We start from the raw sequence: 24,080 nt of genomic DNA on the forward strand, positions 1-24,080 counted from the left end.
TCTTCGCGGGCCAGCCCGCTCCTACAGAGGTTTGCGTGTACTCGCTGTTTTTTGTAGGAGCGGGCTTGCCCGCGAAGAGGCCAGTACAGAAAAACCTAGGGCTGCCAGTCAACCCCGCTGTCTTCCAGGTAGGCATCCACCGCCGCGCCCACTGTGGGGTGAAATGCCTTTTCCCCCATATGTTCGAACAACTCGAACTGGCGCATCTTGTCCTTCACCGGGTCCTTCATCTCGGCAAACTGCAATTCCACGCCCCGCGCCTCTAGCGCGCGGTCGAGCTCGGCCAGCATGTCCGCCGAGGTGATATCGATGCTGGTCACCGGTTCCGCTGCAATCACCAGCCGTTGCACCGGCGTCGGCGACGCATCCACAGCTGCCATCACCGTGCTCTGGAACTGCTCGGCATTGGCAAAGAACAGCGGCGCGTCCCAGCGCAGCAGCACCAGCCCCGGAATGCGTCGGGCCTGTGGGTAACGTTGCACATCATGGTAGCCGCGCGTGCCATCTACCCGGCCCAGCACCGCATGGTGCGGCCGCCAACCGTCCCATAGGAACTCGATCACCGACACTGCCACGGCAATGCAAATACCGGGAATGGCGCCGAATACTGCCACACCGACAAAGCAGGTGAACGACAGCCAGAACTCCCATTGCTGCATGCGGAAGATGCGCTTGAGGTCGGCGAACTCGAACAGGCCCAGCGCCGCGGCAATCACTACCGCCGCCAGGGCGCTGTTGGGCAGGTGCTGCATCAGGTTGGGCGCCACCAGCAGCAGCAGGGTCACCGCCAGCGCGCCGATGATGCCGGTGAGCTGCGTCTGCGAACCGGCCGCTTCGGCCACGGGGGTGCGCGATGAGCTGCTGCTGATGGGGATGCCCTGGAACAGCCCCGAGGCCAGGTTGGCTACCCCAAGGCCGAACATTTCCTGGTTCGGGTTTACTGGGCTTTTCATGCGTGCAGCGTAGGAGCGTGACAGCACACTGGTATCGGCGAACGACACCAGCGCCACCGCGATGCCGCCGAGCAGCACCTCCACCAGGTCGATATCGCTGACCCAGGGGAAGACAAAGCTGGGCAAGCCTTGGGGCAGTTCGCCGAGCACTTTGACGCCCTGCTGGTCGAGCCCCAGCAGGCTGACCGCCAGCGTGGCCAGCACCACTGCGATGAGGATGCCCGGCAAGCGCTTGAATGGCTTGAGCAGCAGGATCAGCGCCAGGCTGCCGCCACCGATCACGAAGCTTGGCCAATGGCCCTGGCCGGCGAGCAGGGCCTGGATCAGGTTCCAGATGTCCCGCAGCGGGCCCTGGCTGTCGACGGAAATACCGAACAGTTTGGGTAACTGACTGATCAGCACGGTCAGTGCGATACCGTTCATGTAGCCATAGCGGATCGGCTTGGACAGCAGTTCGGTGATGAAGCCCAGGCGCAGCAGCCCGGCGATTACGCAGAACGCCCCGGCAACCAGGGCCATCATGCTGGCGATGGCGATGGCCCGTTGTGGGTCGCTGGCAGCGTACTGCACCACCACCGCCAGGATCGGCGCAGCCAGCGCCGAGTCGGGGCCCAGCACCAGGATGCGGCTGGGGCCAAACAGGGCATAGGCCAGCAGCGGGATGATGGTGGCGTACAGGCCGTAGATGCCGGGTACGCCGGATGCTTCGGCATAGGCGATGCCCACCGGCACCAGCATGGTGGTAAGCACCAGGCCGGCGGCGATGTCCTTAGGCAGCCAGGCGGGTTGGTAGTGGAGCAGGGTGACCAGGCCGGGGAGCCAGCGTTGCCAGTCGAAGCGGGGTTTTTCAGGCATAGTGCGCGTGTCCAGGGAGAGTGCTGAATCACAGCTTAGATGCTGAATTCCGGGGGCGCTGTGCGGTCCCTGAAGTCTCAAGCTTGCTGACGCTTCCCACGCCCTACCTATAAGAGCACCAGCGACGGTACAGACAGCGCAAAAAAACAAAACCCCCTGAGGCGTGAGCCTCAAGGGGTTTGTGGGTACAGCACGCTGCCGCTTAGACGTTAAACCGGAAGTCATTGGGTGCAGGCCTTATGAAGTCCGGACTTGGGTGCTATCAAGCTGGATGTGTACCCGCTTTGAAACCCGCTTTTGAAGATGCTTATGGTTACGCGATTACAAAGGAGTGGTGCCTTATGAGCCGTCGAATCACGTTTAAAGTAGATCCATGGTAACCAGGGCGTCGGCCATACGGTAGCCCATCGCTTTGTAACCAGCTTGGCGCTTATCCCACATTCTCATCAGCGCGACATTCCCCTCGTCAACGAAGTCGATCACTCGCACGTCGGCTTTGTCGGCATGTGATCGATGCAACCGTCCTGCATACTGCTGGAGGATTCCCTTCCATGAGATAGGCATTGCCAGCACCAGCGTGTCCAATGGCGGATGATCGAAGCCTTCACCGACCAGTTTTCCCGTCGCCAAGAGTACTCGTGGTGCATCAGGAGGGAGGCTCTCAAGCTCATGCATACGGGCAATTCGTTGTTTTTTAGGCACTCGCCCATGAAGTGTGAAAAGGTTGTTCACGCGCTGCTTCAACTCCAACTCCAATGTATCCACATGCTCCGTCCGCTCTGTTAGCACCAGAATTTTTCTACCTTGGCTGTACGCCAGCTCGATTTCCGAGACGATTTTGGCTGTGCGCTCAAAGTCGTCTGCTAACTTCCGAAAAACGTCTTGGATTCCAGAACCGTCGGGGACCACCACAGGCTTTGGCAGCAGTCGAGGTACGACAGATAGATCATGAGGTGCGCTCGCCGGTCGAGCAGCAGAGTGTCGGATCGGTCCGCATTGCATGAAAATGATTGGTTGTTGCCCATCTCGTCGCACTGGGGTTGCCGTGAGGCCCAGCACGTATCGCGCAGTCGCGGTTCTCAGTAATGCCTCGAATGACACTGCTGATAGGTGATGACACTCATCGACGATAATTTGTCCGTAGTTTTTTACGTGATCGCTGATCTCACCTTTTCGCGATAACGATTGCATTACGGCAATATCGATGATGCCTGTAGGTTTTGCTTTTCCGCCCCCAATCGTTCCGACCACACCCTTGCCAACACCCAAGAACGCTTGAACGCGTTCTTGCCACTGTCTTAATAATTCGGTCCGATGCACAAGTATTAATGTGTTAACGCCACGTCTAGCAATCAATGCAGCTGCGCTGACCGTTTTACCGAACGCCGTAGGTGCGCAAAGAATTCCGGTATCATGATTCAGCATTTTGCCGATGGCATCTTCCTGGTCTGGACGCAACGTCCCGAGGAAACTCACGTCAATCGGGTTACCGGCGAAGCGTTCATCTTGAAACTCAGGAGTTATGCCATTTATCTCTAGCAGCTCCAGCGCAGCATCCAAGCAGCCTCGGGGCAGCGCAATATGTTTGGGGAAGTTCTGGGCGCAACCGATGATTCTCGGCTTGTTCCACACCGACATGCGCATGGCTTGAGCTTTGTAGAATTCAGGATTTTGAAACGCGGCTAGTCGGACAAGCTGGTTTGCTAATGGTTGCGGCAACGCCGACTTTTCAAAGTAAATCATGTTAGCCAGCGTGATGTTGATAGAGGCTGGCAATGGGCACGTCAATTTAGATGACTTTGACTCACGAGCCTTCCAAGGTTCTGCATCGCCGTCGTCGTCAACATACATGACTCCCGTAGGGTCCTGCTTCCCCATCGCCTGGGTGACAACGAACGGAATATCCTCCGGAGGCATTTTCTGAACCGATGCTAAGAAGGCCCACTGATCGAGATAAGGTTTGAGTTCGCTGTCGACAAAAACGCTGTGGTTGTGAGCTCTGGCTCGCTTTTGCAATGGAAGCGCGATGAGATTTCCGAATCCGCCTTTAGGCATGTAGTCCTGATTTGGGAACAACCGATCATAAGAAGTGAGTGCCAATTGGCGTGTACGTTCACATGCATGGCTGATGATTGCCGCACCAAGACGTCGGGCATCATGAGCGGGAACACTTTGCTTGAAGAAAATCCAGCAATGAGCGCCTTTACCTGAACGGGATATTTCCAGTGCCATCGGTACGTTCAGTTCATGACACGACTGAGCGAAGGCTCGTGCATCATCTCGCCATTCGGCTTCATCAAAGTCGACCGCCAGAAGATAGCAGGTGTCATCCGGGAGCAGAGGGTAGATGCCAATAACCACTTCACCAGCTAGATGACGATAGACGACCTCATCAGTGAGAGGAAGTAGCTGACGGTTACCGCAGTCGCCGCATTTAATTCGGGGCTTTTCACAAACGCCAGGTTTCCATTCATTTGCGCAGGCGGGTGTGTATCCTGATTTGCCTGCCTTGCTTTCCCAGCGAATTGGATAAACGTCTGTCCTACCACGAAACAAGCTCCGGAATAGGGCAAGCTTTGCTTCTGTGCCGAACTGTTGTGTGTGTTCTGCTTGAACAACCTCGATCTTGACTGGCTCGGCCGGCAGACGCCAATCAATGCCGTGAGCATCCAGCAAGGCGACCAATCTTGCATTCTCAGCCTTTAGCTTCGCCACCAGGCTAGTATCTATCACCGTCTTCAGCCCCTACGTCCCAGGTGAAGCTGTAGCCTCTCGCTACAATCTTCAATGAACCAGTAAGCACTGAGGTTACCAAACAATAGCCCTTGCGATGACGAGGTGTCCAACCTCAGGTTTTCATGAAGCTTGAATGGAGCCGGCTTCGCTAGTCTTGGGACTGACCTTCCACCCATCTCGCGTTTCAACTACAGCCATGATCTGTGTCTTCTCTTACCTAGCCTGAAGCCCTTCCTCACTTCATCCCGCCAAGAATGTTGAGTGTTATCAGGGATCAAGGCCCCTGCGACCTGTGAGGATGTCCACTGACGCGGGACTGGCGGCTCCTTACGACCGGGAGCGAGGGCATCTCATGATCTGGCCTCCTGAGCACCGTTACCGGTGGGCGGGTGGAGGCTACGCTGGCTGACGAGACCAGCGCCGCGAGATCCTGAGCAAGGTGAAAGCAGCGATGCGATGACCGGGGCATGCCTAACTGTCAGTCAGGTGCAGTCCATTCCCTGGTCTGCGGCACCATCATCTGCATTGCTGTTGCTGGTGACATCGGCGTTTGTCACGCCTATTGTCACGAGGGGAGTTGCCGCAAAGCCAAGTGCGATGAGGGCTGCAGCAGTGTCAGGAGCGCCCGTCTCTTTCCAGGAGAAAGAGACGGGCGCAGGTTGGCGCAAGATTCGGCCAAGCGGATAGGTTGCTGCAGGGCAGCGAAGTAACACGTGTCGTCTGGCGCACGAAGGTCATGATCTGAAGTAGGCATCCATCACCGGGGGAGGTGACCGGGCGAGCTGCCGGATGCGAGTCGCCATTTAGGGGAGAACCACCGCGAGAGCGGCGTGACCTTGAAGGTTCGGGTCACCTGGGGTGCTGTCGTGGACAGCGCTCTTAAGACTCTTGTGTAACGTTTGTACTGGCTTTGGTCAACAGTGCTCAGGGCGTTTGATTGGCACCAGTCCGCGGCGGTGGAACAGCTAGGGCAGTGATGTATTTCTTGGGAACCGAGGCCGTTCGTCGATCTCACCGGTGAGTCCCCGAAGCTGGGAATGCGGAGCCTTCCCAGCTTCGGGGACTTTGACTTGAAAACCAACGAGGCCGAGGGGTGTCGCGGCGACAATTGCCTTCGACGTTACCAGACCCCCGGCCAAGTCGAATGTGGGGTGTCGGCAGTGTCGCCGCTCTCGCCATATCTGCGGTTCATCCTTATCGGATCATGGTTTTGGCGATTGGCGTAATATTCGTTTCCCCACGCCTCCATGTTTCGAGCATATCCGCCCACTGCTGCATCATCACTCTACGATCCGCCAGGTACTCCGCCTGATTGTAGGTGCGCCGCACTGCGTTGGGTTCAGCATGGGCAAGCTGACGCTCAATCCAGTCACCCGGATAACCCATTTCATTGAGTCGAGTGCTGCCCGTGGCTCTGGTGGCGTGCGGACTGTACTTGCCACTCCACCCCAGTGATTTCAACATCTGGCGGAATGATGCCGCGACCATGGGTTTTGAACGTTCATCTCGATGGGGAAACAGATGCTCGTATTTACCAGTAACGGTGTGCAAACCCCTTAACATAGCTACGGCCTGCGTCGGCAGAGGCAGGTTGTGCTCCTTGCGCTTCTTCATTCGCTCAGCCGGGATACGCCAGCGAGCCGCGTCTAGGTCGAACTCTTCCCAGCGGGCTTCGACCGCTTCATTTGGGCGGCATAACGTTAGCCACATCAGGCGAAAGGCGACTTCGGTTTCATGGCGCCCGCAGTGGCCTTCCACGTCGCGTAAAAGCTGGCCAATTTCATCGGTCGTCAGCGGACGTTTGTGCTGCGTTTTGTTAGCGGGCAGGGCGCGGCGGACTGGATAGACCGGGTCTGTATCTGCTCGCAGCGTCGAGACGGCGAGTTCAAAAATACCGGACATGCTCCGTTTGGCCGCCGCAGCGACCGTCAGGCCGTTTTTCTTCGCTGAGGTGGTGAGCACGTCCAGGATGTGGGCGGGTGTGATGCTTTTGATCGGCCACGGACCAATCTTCGGAAACACTACGCGCTCGAGCATTTCCAGGCGCTTGACCTTTGTGATGTCTTCCCAGTCTTTGAGTGCCAGCCACTCCCGCGCGACCACCTCGAATGTAGTGGCGTTGTCTTGCTGCTGCTTGATGCGCAGCAGTTGTCGATGTCTGGCGGGATTGATGCCTTGTTTCACCAGGTCTCGGGCTTTGAGGCGTTCTTCGCGTGCTTCTGCCAGTGTGAAACGTCGGCCTTTACGACGTGCCAAGGCGTCCTCATCACTCTCGCCACGGGGCGCAATGGCGTAGTCACCCACCGCGAAGGTGCTTTCCTTGGCGGTGTCTGTGATACGGATGCTGAAGCGGTAACGCCACGCTTTGGTGCCGTTGGGTTTGACCTCGAGATACAGGCCTTTTCCATCCGTGAGTTTGTAAGGCTTGTCCTTGGGCTTTGCGGTGCGGCATTGGGTATCAGTAAGCATCGTCTGATCTCCGGTTTTCGCCATACCCGTTTTTTGAAATCGGGTTATGGGCGTCGTACCCGGAAGACTAGTCAAGGAACGCTCGGATCTCAATGGATGAAAATGGTGGCAAAAAAACACAAAATCCCCGTAACGCCTGGCGATCACGGGGGTTTTGAAGTCTTTCAAGTACCGTGGAATTCCACGGCACCCATCAGACGTTGAAGCGGAAGTGCATCACATCGCCGTCTTTAACGATGTAGTCCTTGCCTTCCAGGCGCCACTTACCGGCTTCCTTGGCACCGCTCTCACCCTTGAACTGGATGAAGTCGTCATAGGCCACCACTTCAGCGCGGATGAAGCCTTTTTCGAAGTCGGTGTGGATAACCCCGGCCGCCTGCGGTGCGGTGGCACCGACGCGTACGGTCCAGGCGCGTACTTCCTGCACGCCGGCAGTGAAGTAGGTTTGCAGGTTCAGCAGCTCGTAACCGGCACGGATCACACGGTTCAGGCCAGGCTCTTCCAGGCCCAAGGCCTCGAGGAACATGTCCTTTTCTTCACCGTCTTCAAGCTCGGCGATTTCTGCTTCGATCTTGTTGCACACCGGCACCACCACCGCGCCTTCTTCCTCGGCAATGGCCTTGACCACGTCCAGGTGCGGGTTGTTGTCGAAGCCGTCTTCGGCCACGTTGGCGATGTACATGACCGGTTTGCTGGTTAGCAGGTGGAAGCCACGAATGACGGCCTTTTCGTCGTCAGCCATGTTCTTCATCAGGCTGCGCGCAGGCTTGCCTTCGGTGAAGTGCGGGATCAGCTTTTCCAGAATGGCCTTTTGCGCAAGGGCTTCCTTGTCGCCGCCTTTGGCGTTGCGGGCAACCTTCTGCAGTTGCTTTTCGCAGCTGTCGAGGTCGGCGAAGATCAGCTCGAGGTCGATGATCTCGATGTCACGCTTGGGGTCGACGCTGTTGGAGACGTGGATCACGTTCTCGTCTTCGAAGCAGCGCACCACGTGGGCAATTGCATCGGTCTCGCGGATGTTGGCGAGGAACTTGTTGCCCAGGCCTTCACCTTTCGAGGCACCGGCAACCAGGCCGGCGATGTCGACGAACTCCATGGTGGTCGGCAGGATGCGGTTCGGCTTGACGATTTCAGCCAGCGCAGCCAGGCGCGCATCGGGCATCGGCACGATACCGCTGTTCGGCTCGATGGTGCAGAACGGGAAGTTCTCCGCTGCAATGCCAGACTTGGTCAAGGCGTTGAACAGAGTGGACTTGCCGACGTTGGGCAGGCCGACGATGCCGCAATTGAAACCCATGGGTATTCCCCTCTCTAAAGGAAATCAGGCCTTCTGGCTGTGCAGCTCGCGCATCGCCTTGGCGAAGTCGCCGGCAAGCACGTCCGGCAGCACGCCGAGGGCAAAATCGATGCTGGCGTCGAGCTTCTCCTGCTCGGCGCGCGGCGCGCGGCCCAGGACGAAGTTGGAGACCAGTTTGGCGTCGCCCGGGTGGCCGATGCCAAGCCGCAGGCGGTGGAAGTCGTTCTGGTTACCGAGCTGCGCGATGATGTCGCGCAGGCCGTTGTGCCCACCATGGCCGCCGCCGCGCTTGAGCTTGGCAACGCCGGGAGGTAGGTCGAGTTCGTCGTGTGCCACCAGGATCGCTTCCGGCTTGATGCGGAAGAAATTGGCCAAGGCCGCCACGGACTGGCCGCTGCGGTTCATGTAGGTGGTGGGGATCAACAAACGAACGTCGTTGCCCTGATGGCTGAATTTAGCCGTCAGGCCGAAATACTTTTTGTCAGCGGTTAGCGAAACACGCTGGGCGCTGGCAATGCGTTCAACGAAAAGAGCCCCTGCGTTATGCCGGGTCTGTTCGTATTCGGGGCCGGGGTTACCCAGGCCAACGATCAACTGGATGGCGGTCACGTCAGGGGCTCTTCCTTGGAGTTGGTGGGTCACAGTGCGCGCGGCACTGTAACCCGATCAACGCCGGCGTGCGAGTGGATTACTCGGCAGCGCCTTCTGCTTCTGGAGCAACGCGTGGAGCGTGAACGTTGGCAATAGCTTTGTCATCACCGTGGGCCAGAGCTACGAACTCTACGCCTTTCGGAGCTTTCAGGTCCGACAGGTGGATGATGGTGCCGATTTCAGCGTTGGCCAGGTCGACTTCGATGAACTCAGGCAGGTCTTTGGCTTCGCAGGAAACTTCGATCTGCGATTCAACGTGCGAGATCTCGCCGCCTTTCTTGACCGGTGCTTCTTCGTTGATGAAGTGCACTGGAACAACAGCGGTCAGCTTCTGGCCAGCAACGACGCGAACGAAGTCGGCGTGCATGATGAAGCCTTTGGCCGGGTGGCGCTGCATGGCCTTGACTACGACGTTCTGCTTGGCGCCGTCGACGTTCAGTTCGATAACGTGGCTGTAGGCAGCTTCGTTTTCGAACAGCTTGGCGATTTCCTTGGCCACGATGGTCAGGGATTGGGCTTCTTTATCACCACCGTAAACTACGGCAGGGATGCTCAGCGCGTGACGCAGGCGGCGGCTCGCACCTTTCCCCAGGTCAGTACGCGCTTGGGCGTTCAGGATGAAATCAGTCATTTTGTTTCTCCAAAATAGCCTCCCGAAAGGCGTTTGCGACCAGCGCCAGACGGGGATGGCAAAAAAGCCCCGCCCCAACATAGGTTGGGGCGGGGCGCTTCACATCAACACGTGGTCCGCTTAGCGGAACATCGCACTGATCGATTCTTCGTTGCTGATACGGCGAACCGCTTCAGCGACAACCGGTGCAATATCCAACTGGCGGATACGGTCACAGGCTTGAGCAGCGGCGGACAGCGGAACGGTGTTGGTCACCACCAGCTCGTCCAGTACCGACTTCTCGATGTTCTCGATCGCGCGGCCCGACAGGACAGGGTGCGTGCAGTAGGCGTAAACCTTGGCAGCACCATGTTCTTTCAGGGCTTTGGCCGCGTGGCACAGGGTGCCAGCGGTGTCGACCATGTCGTCTACCAGGATGCAAGTGCGCCCTTCGACGTCGCCGATGATGTGCATAACCTCGGAGTGGTTAGCCTTTTCGCGGCGTTTGTCGATGATACCCAGGTCGACGCCCAGGGACTTGGCGACAGCGCGTGCACGCACAACGCCACCGATGTCCGGGGAGACGATCATCAGGTTCTCGAAACGCTGGTCTTCGATGTCGTCAACCAGTACGGGCGAGCCGTAGATGTTGTCGACGGGGATATCGAAGAAGCCTTGGATCTGGTCTGCGTGCAGGTCGACGGTGAGAACACGGTCGATACCTACGACAGTGAGCATGTCAGCAACCACTTTGGCGCTGATGGCTACACGTGCCGAACGCGGACGGCGGTCCTGGCGGGCATATCCGAAGTAAGGAATCACGGCGGTGATTCGGGATGCTGAGGAGCGGCGGAAGGCGTCGGCCATCACTACCAGTTCCATCAGGTTATCGTTGGTCGGGGCACAGGTCGGCTGAATAATGAAGACGTCTTTACCGCGGACATTTTCATTGATCTCAGTGCTGATTTCGCCGTCGGAGAATTTACCGACAGAGACGTCACCGAGAGGGATATGCAGCTGACGTACGACACGCCGAGCCAGATCGGGGTTAGCGTTCCCCGTAAAGACCATCATCTTGGACACGCGCAGTACCTGAAGGCTGAGGGTATACCTGGATGAGTATAAGGAAAATGGCAGGGGCGGCTGGATTCGAACCAACGCATGGCAGGATCAAAACCTGCTGCCTTACCGCTTGGCGACGCCCCTGTATCTGTTGCTGCGAACGCTTATGCGCTCGACTTCTTGACCAGACTTTGCAGCTTGCGATGCAACATCGAAATATTGCTTCCTTTCGCCACAAACCCTGTTTGGGTCGCTGAAAGAAGGGCCAGAACTTTATCAGCTTCGGCTTTGCTTGGGAAGGCCCCAAACACACAACTTCCAGTTCCGGTTAGCCGAGCTTCAGTGAATTTACCCAATGAATTCAACGCATTGCGAACTTCTGGGTAATTCTGCTCTACCACCGGTTGGCAGTCATTTCGACTGTTTCCCTCGGGAACGGGGCGCATCTTAAGGGGCAGTGAATCACGTGTCAACAGCGGATGTGAAAAAATTTCTACTGTGCTGACAGACACTTGCGGCACCAGCACGACATACCAAGGTTCGCTTGGGTCGACCGGGGTCAGTTGCTCGCCCACGCCTTGGGCGAACGCGGCGTGGCCGCGCACGAATACCGGCACGTCGGCGCCCAGGCTCAGGCCCAGTGCGGCCAGGCGGTCTTCGTCCCAGCCCAACTGCCACAGGTGGGCGAGGGCCAGCAAGGTGGTGGCGGCGTCCGAACTGCCGCCGCCGATACCGCCGCCCATGGGCAGCACTTTGGTCAGCCAGATGTCGGCGCCCAATGGCGTGCCGGACAATTCCTGTAGCTTGCGCGCGGCGCGCACGATCAGGTTGCTGTCGTGAGGCACCGCCTCGATCTCGGTGTGCAGCTTGATCACGCCGTCATCACGCACGGCGAAGCTCAGTTCGTCACCGTGGTCGAGAAACTGAAACACCGTTTCCAGTTCGTGATAGCCGTCCGGGCGGCGGCCGATGATGTGTAGCCACAGGTTGAGCTTGGCCGGGGCGGGGAGGGTGAGCGTTTGCATGTATCAGTGCCCCAGCTGGCGCGGCTGCCAGTCCTTGACCACCAGAGTCACGTCGATGTTCTTGCCGTGCAGCTTCAGGCGCTCGGGCAGCCAGTAGCCATTCTGTTCGGTATAGCTCAGGTATTGCACCTGCCAGCCATCCTGGTCGAGGCTGGCCAGGCGGCTGTCGCTGTCCAGGGTCAGTTTGCTCTTGCTGTCGGGCGCGGGCAGGCCGCGTACCCACCAGACCAGGTGCGAAACCGGTAGCTGCCAGCCCAGTTGTTCTTCCAGCAGGGCTTCGGGGCTGGCGGCCTCGTAGCGGCCCTGGTTGGCTACTTCCAGCACCACGCCACCGGGGCGGCCGGTCAAGCGGGCAGCGCCACGGCCCAGCGGGCCAGCCAGGCGAATGTCGTAGTAGTCCTGGCGTTGCAGCCAGAACAACGTGCCGCTACCCGAGTCGCGCGGGGCACGGATGCCGACTTTGCCGTTGATCTGCCAGCCATCGAGGCTGCTCAGCTGTTCTTTATGGGCGCGCCACTGCTGCGGGTCGCCGTGGCCCTGCAGGGCCTCGCGGCTACCGAAGCCGGCACAGCCGGCCAGCAGGGCGATCAGGGTAAAGGTGATGCAATGGCGCAGAAACATAACGTTAAAGGGTCTCGGATCCGGTCAGGCGCAGGAGGGTCTTGCGCAGGATGGCGCTGTCGGCCTGGGCTTCGAAGCCTTTGGCCCAGATTCGGCGGGCTTCGCGACGCTTGCCGTTGGCCCACAGCACTTCGCCCAGGTGGGCGGCCACTTCGTGGTCGGGGAAGCTGGCGAAGGCGCGGCGCAGGTAGGTTTCAGCCTCGTCGAGGTTGCCCAGGCGGTAGTTGACCCAACCCAGGCTGTCGAGCACCGCCGGGTCATCTGGGGTCAGCTGGTGGGCCTTGTCGATCAGCGCCTTGGCTTCGCTGTAGCGGGTGGTGCGGTCGGCCAGGGTGTAGCCCAGGGCGTTCAGGGCCATGGCGTTTTCCGGCTCGCGGGCGATGATGGCGCGCAGGTCCTTTTCCATCTGCGGCAGGTCGTCCCGCTTTTCGGCCAGCATGGCGCGGGTGTACAGCAGGTTGAGGTCGTCCGGGTAGCGCTGGATGGCTTGCTGCAGCACCTGGCCGGCCTGGGCGTCCTTGTTGTTGTTGCTGTAGCTTTCCGATTCGATCAGGAACAGCTGAATGGCATAGTCCGGCTGGGCTTCGCGGGCATCGGCGAGCAGGCGTGAGGCCTCGGTGCCACGGCCGTTGGCAATCAAGATGTCGGCCTGACGCAGTTGTGCTGGCAGGTAATCGGGGCCTGGGCCGACCAGGGCGTACTCACGCAGGGCGCCGGCGGGGTCGTGGCGCTCCTCGCGGATGCGGCCCAGGTTCAAGTGCGCGGCGTCGACGTTGCTGTCGCGCTCGACCAGTTCTTCCAGGTAGCCCTCGGCTTCGTCCCAGTCTTTGTTTTCCAGGCAAATCAGGGCCAGCGAGTAGCGCAGTTCGTCGTCGTCGGGGTATTGCTGGACCAAACTGAGGAACTCGCCCTTGGCATCGGCGATGCGGTCCTGTTCGACCAGGGTGCGCGCGTAGGTCAGGCGCAGGCGCTTGTCGTCGGGGTTGTCGCGGATTGCCCCGCGCAGCAATGGCAGGGCCTCCGAGCCGCGGTCCAGGGCTTGCAACAAGCGGGCGCGCAGCAGGATGGGGGCGATTTCGCCGTTTTGCGGCGGGTGCGACTCGAGCAGGTTCAGGGCTTCTTCGGCCTTGCCGTCCTGATTCAGCAGCAGGGCCTTGCCGAACACCAGCTGGCTATTGTTCGGGTACTTCACCAACAGGCGCTCGAAGCTTTGCAACAGGCCGTCGCGAGTGCTTTGGTCGGTTTCTGCGGCGGACAGGGCGAGGAAGTCGAAATGGGTGTCACCCTGGCCCTGCAAGACCTTTTCCATGTACGCCATGGAGTCATCATAACGGCCGGCACGGGCCAGCTGGATGGCGGCGGCGCGCTGAGCGTCGAGGTTTTGCGGGTCGTTGCGGGCCCAGACCAGTGCGTTGTCCAGCGCAGGTTCGTCGGCGCCGAGGTATTCGGCGATGCGGTAGGCGCGTTCGGAAACGGCCGGGTCCTGGGTTTTTGCGGCTTGGTCGGTGTAGTTGGCCAGGGCGATGTCGAAGCGGTTGCGCTGGCCGGCCAGCTCTGCCACCAGCAGGCTATAGAGTGTGTCCTGTTTGAACGAGCCATACACCACGGGCGTTTCCGCCTCGCCCTTGCCGGCCTCGGCGGTGGGGGGCTCGGCCTTTTGCGGGGCCAGGCTTTGGCAGCCCTGGAGCAGGGCGAAGGCAAGCAGCAATGCGTATGGTTTGTTCATAAGAAGGCTTATTGGAGGACTCACCGGCGGTCGGAGCATGATGACACAAGCGCGGGGGCAAACCCACCTGTGCTGTGGCTGGTTAAGTGCGACCTTTGAGGGGGGCGAGGGTTCCCGAATGGGGGCTGTGCTGGGTGTTTGGCTTGGCGGGGTGTGGGCTGTGCCAGGTGTTTGGCTTGGCAGGTGTGGCGCCTATGAGATCGAGCGCCGCCCGCGCGGCGCTTCGCGGGGCAAGCCCGCTCCCACGTTTGTTTCGGGCCAGTATTGCCTGTGCCAGACGCGCGCGACCGCCTTGTTTGTACGACGTGATAGCGAGGTATGCGCCAAGGCGTTCGCGCGCAAATCCCACAGGAATGACTGGCCCGAAACAAACGTGGGAGCGGGCTTGCCCCGCGAAGCGCCGCGCGGGCGGCGCTCGATCTCATAAGCGCCGCAACTCTATCGGCATACACCTTCGGGCTCCCTCAAATCTTATCGGCATACACTTTCTGCCTCCCCGAACTCCATCGCCATACACCTTCCTACTATCACCCCAATAGCGAACGGTGGTTGTTCTAATACCTGCGAAAGAGGACAATTATCGGCTTCCCGTCACAACCAGCGACCTTGCATGGCCTTTCTTGCACTTGGTATCAACCATAAGACTGCCTCGGTAGACGTACGCGAGCGCGTGGCGTTTACCCCAGAGCAGCTGGTAGACGCCCTGCAGCAGCTCTGCCGACTGACATCCAGCCGCGAAGCGGCGATCCTGTCGACCTGCAACCGTAGCGAGCTCTATATAGAGCAGGACCACCTGTCCGCCGATGCGGTGCTGCAATGGCTAGCCGACTACCACCGCCTCAGCCTGGACGAGCTGCGCGCCAGCGCCTACGTCCACGAAGAACACGACGCGGTGAAGCACATGATGCGCGTGGCCTCGGGCCTGGACTCGCTGGTGCTCGGTGAGCCGCAAATCCTCGGCCAAATGAAGTCGGCCTACGCCGTGGCGCGCGAGGCCGGTACCGTCGGGCCATTGCTCGGGCGCCTGTTCCAGGCCACTTTCAGCGCCGCCAAGCAGGTACGCACCGACACCGCCATTGGCGAAAACCCGGTGTCGGTGGCGTTTGCCGCCGTCAGCCTGGCCAAACAGATCTTCGCCGACCTGGGCCGCAGCCAGGCCCTGCTGATCGGCGCCGGCGAAACCATCACCCTGGTCGCCCGTCACCTGCACGAGCAGGGCGTACGGCGCATCGTCGTGGCTAACCGTACCCTGGAGCGGGCCAGTATCCTGGCCGAGCAGTTCGGCGCCCACGCCGTGCTGCTGGCCGATATCCCCCAGGAACTGGCCAACAGCGACATCGTCATCAGCTCCACCGCCAGCCAACTGCCAATCCTTGGCAAGGGCGCGGTCGAAAGCGCGCTGAAGCAGCGCCGGCACAAGCCGATCTTCATGGTCGACATCGCCGTACCGCGCGATATCGAACCTGAAGTGGGCGAGCTGGACGACGTCTACCTGTACACCGTCGACGACCTGCACGACGTGGTGGCAGAAAACCTCAAGAGCCGCCAGGGCGCGGCCCAAGCCGCCGAAGAGCTGGTCGCGGTGGGTGCCGAAGACTTCATGCTGCGCCTGCGCGAGCTGGCCGCAGTGGATGTGCTCAGGGCCTATCGCCAGCAAAGCGAGCGCCTGCGCGACGAAGAACTGCAAAAGGCCCAGCGCCTGCTGGCCAACGGCGGCAACCCCGAAGACGTATTGGCCCAACTGGCCCGCGGGCTGACCAACAAACTTCTGCATGCGCCCAGCGTGCAACTGAAAAGGCTCTCGGCCGAGGGCCGCCTTGATGCGCTGGCCATGGCCCAGGAACTCTTTGCCCTCAACGAGGGCTCGACGGACAAATCCCCGCAATGAAAGCGTCGCTGCTGAACAAACTGGACATCCTCCAGGACCGTTTCGAAGAACTCACCGCATTGCTTGGTGATGCCGAGGTCATTTCCGACCAGACGCGCTTTCGCGCTTATTCCCGTGAATATGCCGAAGTCGAGCCGGTCTACGCTGCTTATAAAGAGTGGCGCAAAGTCCAGGGCGACCTCGAAGGTGCCCAGGCGCTGCTCAAGGACAGCGACCCGGACCTGCGCGAAATGGCCGTAGAAGAAGTGCGTGAAGCCAAGGAGCAACTGCTGACGCTGGAGTCCAACCTGCAACGCATGCTGCTGCCCAAAGACCCCAACGACGGCCGCAACGTGTTCCTCGAAATCCGCGCCGGCACCGGTGGTGACGAGGCGGCGATCTTCTCCGGCGACCTGTTCCGCATGTACTCGCGCTACGCCGAAAAACGCGGCTGGCGCCTGGAAATTCTCTCCGAGAACGAAGGCGAGCACGGCGGCTACAAGGAAATCATCGCCCGTGTCGAGGGCGAGAACGTCTACGGCAAGCTCAAATTCGAGTCCGGTGCACATCGCGTTCAGCGCGTGCCCGAGACCGAATCCCAAGGCCGCGTGCACACCTCCGCCTGCACCGTGGCGGTGCTGCCCGAGCCCGACGAACAAGCGGCCATCGAGATCAACCCGGCCGACTTGCGTGTGGACACCTACCGCGCCTCCGGTGCCGGCGGCCAGCACGTCAACAAGACCGACTCGGCGATCCGCATCACCCACTTGCCCACCGGTATCGTGGTCGAGTGCCAGGAAGAACGTTCGCAGCACAAGAACCGTGCCCGCGCGATGTCCTGGCTGTCGGCCAAGCTCAACGACATGCAGACCAGTGCAGCACAGAATGCCATTGCCAGTGAGCGCAAGCTGCTGGTGGGCTCTGGCGACCGTTCCGAGCGCATCCGCACCTACAATTATCCACAGGGGCGAGTGACCGATCACCGTATCAACCTGACCCTGTACTCGCTGGACGACATTCTCAGCGGTGGCGTGGAGTCGGTGATCGAACCACTGCTGGCCGAATACCAGGCCGATCAACTGGCCGCCCTGGGGGACTGATGACCATCATCGCCAGCCTGCTGCGCAATGCGCAGCTGCCAGAATCGCCCACCGAGCGATTGGATGCCGAACTGCTGTTGGCCGCGGCCATCGGCAAGTCGCGCAGCTACCTGCACACCTGGCCCGAGCGTATTGTCAGCAGCGAAGATGCCGAGACTTATGCCGGTTACCTGCAGCGCCGCCGTGCTGGTGAGCCGGTTGCCTACATCCTCGGGCAGCAGGGTTTCTGGAAGATCGACCTGGAAGTGGCGCCGCATACCCTGATCCCGCGGCCAGATACTGAGCTGCTGGTTGAGGCCGCCCTTGAGCTGCAACCCGCCTCGCCGGCCAAGGTGCTTGACCTGGGCACGGGCACCGGCGCCATCGCTTTGGCCTTGGCCGGCGATCGCCCAGCCTGGCAGGTGACGGCGGTTGACCGGGTGGAAGAGGCCGCGGCCCTGGCCGAGCGCAACCGCCAGCGCCTGGGCCTGGCAAATGCCCAGGTACGGGTTAGCCACTGGTTCGACAGCCTGGCCGGCGAGCGTTTCGACCTGATTGTCAGCAACCCGCCCTACATCGCTGCTGCAGACCCGCACCTGGTCGCCGGCGATGTGCGCTTCGAGCCCAGCAGCGCGCTGGTGGCCGGTGCTGACGGGCTGGACGACTTACGCGTGATTGCTGCTCAGGCCCCCGCGCACCTGCTGCCAGGTGGCTGGTTGCTGCTGGAACATGGCTACGATCAGGCAGCGGCGGTACGCGCCTTGCTGGCTGAACAAGGCTTCATCGAGGTCGCCAGCCGCACGGACCTGGGCGGCCATGAACGCATTACCCTGGGGCGCCTGCCATGCTGAGTGATCAGGAACTGCTGCGTTACAGCCGGCAGGTATTGCTGGCCCAAATCGATATCGACGGCCAGCTGCGGCTCAAGCAGAGCAAGGCGCTGATCGTCGGCCTCGGTGGCCTTGGCTCGCCAGTCGCCTTATACCTGGCCGCCGCCGGTGTGGGTGAACTGCACCTGGCGGATTTCGACACTGTCGACCTGACCAACCTGCAACGCCAAGTGATCCACGACAGTGCTAGCGTCGGCATGAGCAAAGTCGATTCGGCCTTGCTGCGCTTGCAGGCGATCAACCCGGAAATCAACTTGGTCGCCCATCGGCAAGCACTGGACGAGGACTCGTTGGCCGCTGCGGTGGCGGCAGTCGACCTGGTGCTGGACTGCTCCGACAACTTCGGCACCCGCGAGGCGGTCAACGCGGCCTGTGTCGCGGCTGGCAAGCCACTGGTAAGTGGTGCGGCGATCCGCCTGGAAGGCCAGCTGTCGGTGTTCGACCCGCGGCGCGACTACAGCCCGTGCTACCACTGCTTGTACGGCCATGGCAGCGAAGCCGAACTGACCTGCAGTGAAGCCGGGGTGATTGGCCCGCTGGTGGGCCTGGTGGGCAGCCTGCAAGCCTTGGAGGCGATGAAACTGCTGGCCGGGTTTGGTGAGCCGTTGGTCGGGCGCCTGTTGTTGATCGATGCCCTCGGTACGCGCATCCGCGAATTGCGGGTCAAGCGCGACCCGGCATGCGCCGTCTGTGGCAAGCGTGATGGCTGAGCGCGCAGCGCCGGTTGGCGTCATGGACTCGGGGGTCGGCGGCTTGTCGGTGCTCGCCGAAATACAGCGCCTGCTGCCCAACGAGACGCTGCTGTATGTGGCCGATTGCGGCCACATACCCTACGGCGAGAAGTCGCCGGACTATATCCGTGAGCGTCTAAGGCGCATTGCTGCGTTCTTCCATGAACAGGGCGCCAAGGCCATGGTGCTGGCCTGCAATACTGCCACGGTGGCTGCGGCGGCCGACTTGCGCGAGTTGTATCCAAGCTGGCCGCTGGTGGGCATGGAGCCCGCGGTAAAGCCCGCGGCGGCCGCCACGCGCTCGGGCGTGGTCGGTGTGCTGGCTACTACCGGTACCCTGCAAAGCGCCAAATTCGCTGCTTTGCTCGACCGCTTCGCCAACGATGTGCAGGTGATTACCCGGCCCTGCCCAGGGCTGGTCGAGCTAATCGAGGCCGGTGACCTGGGCAGCCCGGCGCTGCGCCAACTGCTGTTGGGCTACGTGCAGCCGTTGCTGGCGGCGGGTTGCGACACGCTGATCCTCGGCTGCACCCATTACCCCTTCCTGCGTCCGTTGTTGGCCGACATGATGCCTGCCGACGTGGCCATTATCGACACCGGTGCCGCGGTGGCGCGCCAACTGCAGCGGCTGCTGGGCGCGCATGACTTGTTGGCCGATGGGCCGGCAGCGGATACCCGTTTCTGGACCAGTGGCGACCCGCAATTAATGAGAAAAATCCTACCTTTGCTGTGGCATAAGTCCGACAGTGTGCAAAGCTTTTCATTGTGAAAAAACCGTGAAAAGCAGCTGAACTATCGCATCGTTGCCGTTTTCTACCGCTTTGCCTGAGATAAGGCGGACACTAATAACAGCAAAGAAGGATGTTGCTCATGAAGAAGCTGCTCGGCTTGGCGGCGGTTGCTGCCTTAACCCTGGGGCAAGCGCTGTCGGCACAGGCTGCCGACGTTTCGTTTTCGGTGGGGCAGACCGGTGAGTCGACCATGGTCTACCGGCTGGGGCTGCAATCGAACTGGGACGCAAGCTGGTGGCAGACCAGCGTGGGTCGCCTGACGGGGTACTGGGATGGGGCCTACAGCTACTGGGATGGGGACAAAACTGCCAGTAACCACAGCCTGTCGTTTGCGCCGGTGTTCGTCTATGAGTTTGCCGGGCAGTCAGTGAAGCCTTACATCGAGGCGGGGATCGGCGTGGCGGCGTTCTCCAGCACCGAACTGAAAGACAACGAGCTGGGCTCGGCGTTCCAGTTCGAGGACCGCATCGGCTTTGGTTTGCGCTTTGCCGGTGGGCATGAAATTGGCGTACGGGCGATTCATTATTCCAACGCGGGGATCAAGCAGCCCAACGATGGGGTGGAAAGCTACAGCCTGCATTACCGCATGGCGCTTTGAGCCAGCCGCACAGGCAATTTACCCCTGTAGGCGCGACACCCGTCCGCTCCTACAGGGGGTAGCGCCCTTTCTACTTGCGTGGCAAAGGCCATAATTCACTCAGGTCCAAGGCCTCCAGCACAAGTTCTGGCTCCCCTTGCGGCCACCGCTGCAGCAGCTCTTCTGCCGCACTTTGCGGTGTCCACGCCTCCGGTATCGCCTGCGCCGAGGTCACCGGTGTTTTCAAAGACTGTGGCCCCACCACCGTCAGTGCTACCCCCTGAGCCTTCAACGCCTGACGCTGCTCGCGCAGCCATTGCGGCAGGTTGTTCCAGCCCGCAGTCGTCTGGGTTGGCGCATACAGCTGCAACGCCGAATAGCGGTTGAACACCGCCATCACCTGCGCTGCATTACCCGTCGCCAGTAAAGGCCGGGCATGAGCCAAGCAATGCTCGACGGCCAGCTGGTTGCTGGTAACGATGGCCTCGAACAGTTCACTGTCCGCCAAACCGTCCGCCGCATAGTCACTGGTACCCGCGTTAAGGATCAAACCGTCCAGTGAACACCAGGCGTGGCAGATCTGTTGGCTGGCAAGGGCCGCCTGCTGTTCGTCATGCAACTGCCAGGGCAGGCACAACAGCTGGCTGCCAAAACGTGCGCTCAAGGCCGCCAGTGCCTCGCTCGGTTTGCCACTTGCAGCTACCCGATGTCCCTGACCGAGCAACCCTTCCACCAATGCCAGGCCTAATCCATTGCCGGCGCCCGTCACCCAGATACTGCGTGCGTGGTTCACGATACTGCCCTCTGATCCTGCCGGCGCGGGAGGCCTTTGAATGCCTCCAATGCGCGCTGGCGACTGCTGCCGAGATCGACAATTGGATTGTGATAATCATGTTTAGCAAAGAGATCGGCTGACTTCACGGGGAGATGAATGGCTTTTTCATCCAGCCCCTGCAATTCCGGTAGCCAGTGACGAATGAAGTGCCCCTGTGGATCGAAACGCTGCGACTGCGAAACCGGGTTGAAGATGCGGAAATACGGCACTGCATCGGTGCCGGTGGACGCGCTCCACTGCCAGCCGCCGTTGTTGGCGGCCAGGTCGCCGTCTATCAGGTGGCGCATGAAATGCCGCTCACCCTTGCGCCAATCGATCAGCAGGTTCTTGCTGAGGAACATGGCCACGACCATGCGCAGGCGGTTGTGCATCCACCCGGTGTGTAGCAACTGGCGCATGGCGGCGTCGATGATCGGGAAGCCGGTGCGGCCTTGTTCCCAGGCCTCAAGGTCGGCCGGTGCGTCGCGCCAGGGCAGGGCTTCGGTCTGGGCGCGGAAGGCGCGGTGGCGTGAGACCTGTGGATAACCGGTCAGGATGTGCTTGTAGAATTCGCGCCAGAGCAGCTCGTTGATCCAGGTTTGCACACCGCTGCTGCCACTGTCGAACTCGCCTTGGTTGCTGGCCAACGCGCCGTGCAGGCACTGGCGGGGCGAGATCACGCCGGCGGCCAGGTAGGTGGAGAGCTGGCTGGTGCCGGGCTTGGCCGGCAAGTCGCGCAGTTGGTGGTAGTCGTCGATGGTTTCATCGAGAAAACGTGCCAGCCGCGCTTGCGCCTGCGCTTCGCCGGCAGGCCAGTGCTCGCGCAGGGCAGCTTGCGGCTTGTCGAACCCCTCTACTTGCTGGGGAATGGGGTCACTGCTGACCTGCAGCGGGGCCTGGCGCTTCACCCGCGGGGCCATGGCCGGCAGGCTGCGGTGCAGGTGCTCCAGGCAGCTCTTCTTGAACTGGCTGAAGACCTGGAAGTAGTCGCCACTGCGGGTAAGGATGGTGCCCGGGCGGAACAACAGCTGATCGAGATGGCTGTGGGCCTGAATGGCCGATTTTTCCAGCAGGGCACGAGTGGCGTCGTCACGGCGCTGCTCGTTGAGGCCGTATTCCTCGTTCCAGTGCACGCTTTGCACCTGGTGCTGGCGGCATACCTCGAGTATGGCCTGTGGCGCCTGGTCCCAGGTGTCGATGGTGCGGATCAGCAGGGGGATGTTCAGGCGTTCCAGCGACTGGCGCAGCTCACGTAGGTTACGCAGCCAGAAGTCGACCTTGCAGGCGGCGTCGTCATGAGCCTGCCACTGCCCGGGGCTTAGCAGCCACAGGGCGATGGTTGGGCCGCGCTCACTGGCGGCGCTGAGCGCAGTGTTGTCATCGATGCGCAGGTCGCTGCGCAGCCAGGTCAGGTGCATGGGGCATTCATCTCTACGGGCTGGCGGTCATGGCCTTGAAGCAAGCGCAATGCCGCCTGCGGGGTATCGAACAGGAAAAGATCGGGAAGCGCACAAGTCTTCAATCGGGCTTCGTGCAGGGCAACCGTGGCGCCGCCCAGCAGCTTTGTGCCTGGCAGCCCTTGCAGGGTACGCAGCAACGCCTTTTCATCGATGCGTGGCCCCAGGTACAGCAGCACCGCGCGCGGCTTGAGTGTGTTGACGGCACGTTGCAGTTGCGCGCCGGCGACGCTGTGTTCCAGCACTTCGACCGGGATGCCGTTGCTGGTGAACAACCAGGCGCACAGCCACAACCCGGGGTTGAAGGTGCGCTCACTGTCTTCGGCCAGCAGTACGGCCGGGCCCACCAGCAGTTGGTTATCGTGGCAGACCCGGGCGCCGAGCTTGCTGCGCAGCCAGCTGTGGAAAAACACCTGCTCCAGCTGCGCATTGAAGTAGTTGCGCCAGCGCAGGTCGAGGAGGTCGAGCAGCGGCAACAGCAGTTGCTCGCACAGGGTAACGGCCGGGTACAGCGCCATGGCCTGGTTGAGCTGTTGGTCGAGCGCACGTTGCGACAGAGTGGCAATGGCCTCGATCAACTGGAATTGCCTGGCCTGCCAGTCACCTTTGGGCGGTGTGCTGGAGGGTTTGTCGAGTAGCTCGCGTACTTGGCCGACCGATGCGCCGCGTTGCAGCCAGGCGAGGATCGCCTCGACCCGCTCGACCTGGTGCAACGGGTACAGGCGATGCCCCTTTGCCGTGCGCTGCGGCTGGAGCAAGCCGTAGCGCCGCTCCCAGGCGCGCAAGGTCACTGGGTTGACGCCGGTACGGCGGGCCAATTCGCCAATGGGCAGTAGTGTTTCAGACAGCATTACGCAGCCCAAGGCTTTCGGGGTGCGGCTGCAGATAGGCCTGCTGCTGCAGGTAGGGGTCGGGGTGTTTGCGCAGGTGGTGCTTGAGCAGGGTCAGTGGCACCACCAGCGGCACCACCCCCTGCTGGTATTGGCCGATGAGTGTCTGCAACTCGGCCTTGTCCTGCGGTGTAAGGGCATCCTTGAAGTAACCACTCAGGTGCTGCAGTACGTTGCAGTGGGTGCCGCGGCTGGCGCAGCGGCGTAGCGCCTGCATCAGTTGGCTGAAGTAACGCGGGCCTATGCTTTGCGGGTCGTCATCGCGGCTCATGCTGCCGAGCAGGCGCCCCAGGGTGCGGTAGGCCTGGGGATTATTGGCCATCAGCAGGTACTTGTAGCGTGAGTGGAAGCGCACCAGTGCCCCGCGGCTCAGGCCCTCGGCCAGCAGCCGCTGCCAGTCGGCGTAAGCGTACACGCGGCTGATGAAGTTCTCGCGCAGCACGGCGTCGTGCAGGCGGCCCTCTTCCTCTACCGGCAGGTCCGGGCGCTGTGCGCAGAACGCTTGTGCATACACGCCACGTCCCACGTGCAAGGCGGGGTGGCCATTGCTTTGGTACACCTTGACACGCTCCAGGCCACAAGACGGCGACTTCTGCATGAAGATGTAGCCGCAGATACCGTCGAGTTCGCCGGCCATTTGCTCGCCGTAGCTGCGCAGCGGGCCGGTCAGGTCCATGCCGGGGTTGCGGGTGCCGACCACTTCCGGTTGCTCAGGGTCGCCAACCAGGCGAATCGGGTCGCGCGGTATGCCGAGGCCAATGGCGACCTCTGGGCACACCGGCACCCAGGCGAAGTGTTCCTCAAGCTGCGCACGGCACAGGTCGGAAGCCTTGTGGCCGCCGTTATAGCGCACGCTTTGCCCGTTCAGGCAGGCGCTGATGGCGATACGCGGCTTGCTGTGCGCGGAAGGGTCGTGCATGGCTGCCTCCGGAAAACCTATACGTGCTTTTTACTTTGTATAGGTTTATTCCAGCACAGCCTG

20 protein-coding genes and 1 tRNA gene are annotated in these 24,080 nt (G+C 61.0%); 6 read left to right on the top strand and 15 right to left on the bottom strand.

Annotation, left to right across the window (positions count from 1 at the left end):
- Positions 1 to 95: 95 nt before the first annotated feature.
- The 11 genes from DV532_RS03810 to DV532_RS03865 all read right to left on the bottom strand — a co-directional run bounded on the left by DV532_RS03810 (position 96) and on the right by DV532_RS03865 (position 14,002).
- Entirely contained in the window at positions 96 to 1,808 is a 1,713-nt protein-coding gene (locus DV532_RS03810; RefSeq protein ID WP_056795478.1) for a SulP family inorganic anion transporter, read from the bottom strand.
- 360 nt (positions 1,809 to 2,168) lie between these two features.
- Complete coding sequence (locus tag DV532_RS03815) at positions 2,169 to 4,541, bottom strand: DEAD/DEAH box helicase family protein (RefSeq protein ID WP_056795481.1); 2,373 nt, start codon at positions 4,539 to 4,541, stop codon at positions 2,169 to 2,171.
- Between the two features lie 1,197 nt (positions 4,542 to 5,738).
- Positions 5,739 to 7,013: a tyrosine-type recombinase/integrase gene (locus tag DV532_RS03825; RefSeq protein ID WP_056795483.1), complete on the bottom strand. Its 1,275-nt coding sequence runs from the start codon at positions 7,011 to 7,013 to the stop codon at positions 5,739 to 5,741.
- A 193-nt stretch (positions 7,014 to 7,206) separates the two neighbouring features.
- Positions 7,207 to 8,307: a redox-regulated ATPase YchF gene (gene ychF / locus DV532_RS03830; RefSeq protein WP_056795486.1), complete on the bottom strand. Its 1,101-nt coding sequence runs from the start codon at positions 8,305 to 8,307 to the stop codon at positions 7,207 to 7,209.
- A gap of 24 nt (positions 8,308 to 8,331) precedes the next feature.
- Entirely contained in the window at positions 8,332 to 8,916 is a 585-nt protein-coding gene (pth, locus tag DV532_RS03835) for an aminoacyl-tRNA hydrolase (RefSeq protein WP_012270476.1), read from the bottom strand.
- A 79-nt stretch (positions 8,917 to 8,995) separates the two neighbouring features.
- The gene (locus DV532_RS03840; protein ID WP_056795489.1) at positions 8,996 to 9,589 is read right to left on the bottom strand and encodes a 50S ribosomal protein L25/general stress protein Ctc; all 594 of its coding nucleotides are present in this window, start codon (positions 9,587 to 9,589) and stop codon (positions 8,996 to 8,998) included.
- Positions 9,590 to 9,709: 120 nt separating this feature from the next.
- The gene (locus DV532_RS03845; protein ID WP_003247410.1) at positions 9,710 to 10,651 is read right to left on the bottom strand and encodes a ribose-phosphate pyrophosphokinase; all 942 of its coding nucleotides are present in this window, start codon (positions 10,649 to 10,651) and stop codon (positions 9,710 to 9,712) included.
- A gap of 48 nt (positions 10,652 to 10,699) precedes the next feature.
- Positions 10,700 to 10,774: transfer RNA gene (locus tag DV532_RS03850), tRNA-Gln, on the bottom strand.
- 20 nt (positions 10,775 to 10,794) lie between these two features.
- A complete protein-coding gene (gene ispE / locus DV532_RS03855) occupies positions 10,795 to 11,655 on the bottom strand; it encodes a 4-(cytidine 5'-diphospho)-2-C-methyl-D-erythritol kinase (RefSeq protein ID WP_056795492.1) in 861 nt (286 codons plus the stop codon).
- 3 nt (positions 11,656 to 11,658) lie between these two features.
- Positions 11,659 to 12,276, bottom strand: a complete 618-nt coding sequence (gene lolB, locus DV532_RS03860; protein ID WP_056795496.1) for a lipoprotein insertase outer membrane protein LolB — start codon at positions 12,274 to 12,276, stop codon at positions 11,659 to 11,661.
- Positions 12,277 to 12,280: 4 nt separating this feature from the next.
- Positions 12,281 to 14,002: a tetratricopeptide repeat protein gene (locus DV532_RS03865; RefSeq protein ID WP_056795499.1), complete on the bottom strand. Its 1,722-nt coding sequence runs from the start codon at positions 14,000 to 14,002 to the stop codon at positions 12,281 to 12,283.
- 610 nt (positions 14,003 to 14,612) lie between these two features.
- On the opposite strand from DV532_RS03865, the gene hemA reads away from it, so the two are divergent.
- The 6 genes from hemA (at position 14,613) to DV532_RS03895 (ending at position 19,958) form a co-directional block, all read left to right on the top strand.
- Positions 14,613 to 15,890, top strand: coding sequence for a glutamyl-tRNA reductase (gene hemA, locus DV532_RS03870; protein ID WP_056795502.1), 1,278 nt, complete (start codon positions 14,613 to 14,615; stop codon positions 15,888 to 15,890).
- Positions 15,887 to 16,969, top strand: a complete 1,083-nt coding sequence (gene prfA / locus DV532_RS03875; RefSeq protein WP_056795505.1) for a peptide chain release factor 1 — start codon at positions 15,887 to 15,889, stop codon at positions 16,967 to 16,969. Before hemA ends, prfA begins: the two co-directional genes overlap by 4 nt.
- On the top strand, positions 16,969 to 17,799 hold the full coding sequence (gene prmC / locus DV532_RS03880; RefSeq protein ID WP_056795508.1) for a peptide chain release factor N(5)-glutamine methyltransferase: 831 nt from the start codon (positions 16,969 to 16,971) through the stop codon (positions 17,797 to 17,799). Before prfA ends, prmC begins: the two co-directional genes overlap by 1 nt.
- Positions 17,793 to 18,548, top strand: a complete 756-nt coding sequence (locus DV532_RS03885; RefSeq protein WP_056795512.1) for a molybdopterin-synthase adenylyltransferase MoeB — start codon at positions 17,793 to 17,795, stop codon at positions 18,546 to 18,548. The genes prmC and DV532_RS03885 overlap by 7 nt, the downstream gene beginning before the upstream one ends.
- Positions 18,541 to 19,338 carry a glutamate racemase gene (gene murI / locus DV532_RS03890; protein WP_056795515.1) on the top strand — a complete coding sequence of 266 codons (798 nt, stop codon included), beginning with the start codon at positions 18,541 to 18,543 and terminating at the stop codon, positions 19,336 to 19,338. Before DV532_RS03885 ends, murI begins: the two co-directional genes overlap by 8 nt.
- A gap of 101 nt (positions 19,339 to 19,439) precedes the next feature.
- Positions 19,440 to 19,958: an acyloxyacyl hydrolase gene (locus DV532_RS03895; RefSeq protein WP_056795517.1), complete on the top strand. Its 519-nt coding sequence runs from the start codon at positions 19,440 to 19,442 to the stop codon at positions 19,956 to 19,958.
- A 70-nt stretch (positions 19,959 to 20,028) separates the two neighbouring features.
- On the opposite strand, the gene DV532_RS03900 is transcribed toward DV532_RS03895, so the two are convergent.
- The 4 genes from DV532_RS03900 to DV532_RS03915 are packed head-to-tail and all read right to left on the bottom strand — an operon-like array spanning position 20,029 to position 24,017.
- Positions 20,029 to 20,730, bottom strand: a complete 702-nt coding sequence (locus DV532_RS03900; protein WP_056795520.1) for an SDR family oxidoreductase — start codon at positions 20,728 to 20,730, stop codon at positions 20,029 to 20,031.
- Positions 20,727 to 22,169, bottom strand: a complete 1,443-nt coding sequence (phrB, locus tag DV532_RS03905; protein WP_056795523.1) for a deoxyribodipyrimidine photo-lyase — start codon at positions 22,167 to 22,169, stop codon at positions 20,727 to 20,729. The genes DV532_RS03900 and phrB overlap by 4 nt, the downstream gene beginning before the upstream one ends.
- Entirely contained in the window at positions 22,160 to 23,059 is a 900-nt protein-coding gene (locus DV532_RS03910; protein ID WP_056795526.1) for a MerR family transcriptional regulator, read from the bottom strand. Before DV532_RS03910 ends, phrB begins: the two co-directional genes overlap by 10 nt.
- The gene (locus tag DV532_RS03915; RefSeq protein ID WP_056795529.1) at positions 23,049 to 24,017 is read right to left on the bottom strand and encodes a DUF523 and DUF1722 domain-containing protein; all 969 of its coding nucleotides are present in this window, start codon (positions 24,015 to 24,017) and stop codon (positions 23,049 to 23,051) included. The genes DV532_RS03910 and DV532_RS03915 overlap by 11 nt, the downstream gene beginning before the upstream one ends.
- Between the last annotated feature and the right edge of the window lie 63 nt (positions 24,018 to 24,080).

Source organism: Pseudomonas sp. Leaf58 (genome assembly GCF_003627215.1).
Taxonomy (GTDB): domain Bacteria; phylum Pseudomonadota; class Gammaproteobacteria; order Pseudomonadales; family Pseudomonadaceae; genus Aquipseudomonas.

Excerpts from the sequence above, each read along its gene's own strand:
- DV532_RS03810 (WP_056795478.1), bottom strand. The coding sequence starts at position 1,808 with ATGCCTGAAAAACCCCGCTTCGACTGGCAACGCTGGCTCCCCGGCCTG.
- DV532_RS03825 (WP_056795483.1), bottom strand. The coding sequence starts at position 7,013 with ATGCTTACTGATACCCAATGCCGCACCGCAAAGCCCAAGGACAAGCCT.
- ychF (WP_056795486.1), bottom strand. The coding sequence starts at position 8,307 with ATGGGTTTCAATTGCGGCATCGTCGGCCTGCCCAACGTCGGCAAGTCC.
- DV532_RS03840 (WP_056795489.1), bottom strand. The coding sequence starts at position 9,589 with ATGACTGATTTCATCCTGAACGCCCAAGCGCGTACTGACCTGGGGAAA.
- ispE (WP_056795492.1), bottom strand. The coding sequence starts at position 11,655 with ATGCAAACGCTCACCCTCCCCGCCCCGGCCAAGCTCAACCTGTGGCTA.
- lolB (WP_056795496.1), bottom strand. The coding sequence starts at position 12,276 with ATGTTTCTGCGCCATTGCATCACCTTTACCCTGATCGCCCTGCTGGCC.
- DV532_RS03865 (WP_056795499.1), bottom strand. The coding sequence starts at position 14,002 with ATGAACAAACCATACGCATTGCTGCTTGCCTTCGCCCTGCTCCAGGGC.
- hemA (WP_056795502.1), top strand. The coding sequence starts at position 14,613 with ATGGCCTTTCTTGCACTTGGTATCAACCATAAGACTGCCTCGGTAGAC.
- prfA (WP_056795505.1), top strand. The coding sequence starts at position 15,887 with ATGAAAGCGTCGCTGCTGAACAAACTGGACATCCTCCAGGACCGTTTC.
- prmC (WP_056795508.1), top strand. The coding sequence starts at position 16,969 with ATGACCATCATCGCCAGCCTGCTGCGCAATGCGCAGCTGCCAGAATCG.
- DV532_RS03885 (WP_056795512.1), top strand. The coding sequence starts at position 17,793 with ATGCTGAGTGATCAGGAACTGCTGCGTTACAGCCGGCAGGTATTGCTG.
- murI (WP_056795515.1), top strand. The coding sequence starts at position 18,541 with ATGGCTGAGCGCGCAGCGCCGGTTGGCGTCATGGACTCGGGGGTCGGC.
- DV532_RS03895 (WP_056795517.1), top strand. The coding sequence starts at position 19,440 with ATGAAGAAGCTGCTCGGCTTGGCGGCGGTTGCTGCCTTAACCCTGGGG.
- phrB (WP_056795523.1), bottom strand. The coding sequence starts at position 22,169 with ATGCACCTGACCTGGCTGCGCAGCGACCTGCGCATCGATGACAACACT.
- DV532_RS03910 (WP_056795526.1), bottom strand. The coding sequence starts at position 23,059 with ATGCTGTCTGAAACACTACTGCCCATTGGCGAATTGGCCCGCCGTACC.
- DV532_RS03915 (WP_056795529.1), bottom strand. The coding sequence starts at position 24,017 with ATGCACGACCCTTCCGCGCACAGCAAGCCGCGTATCGCCATCAGCGCC.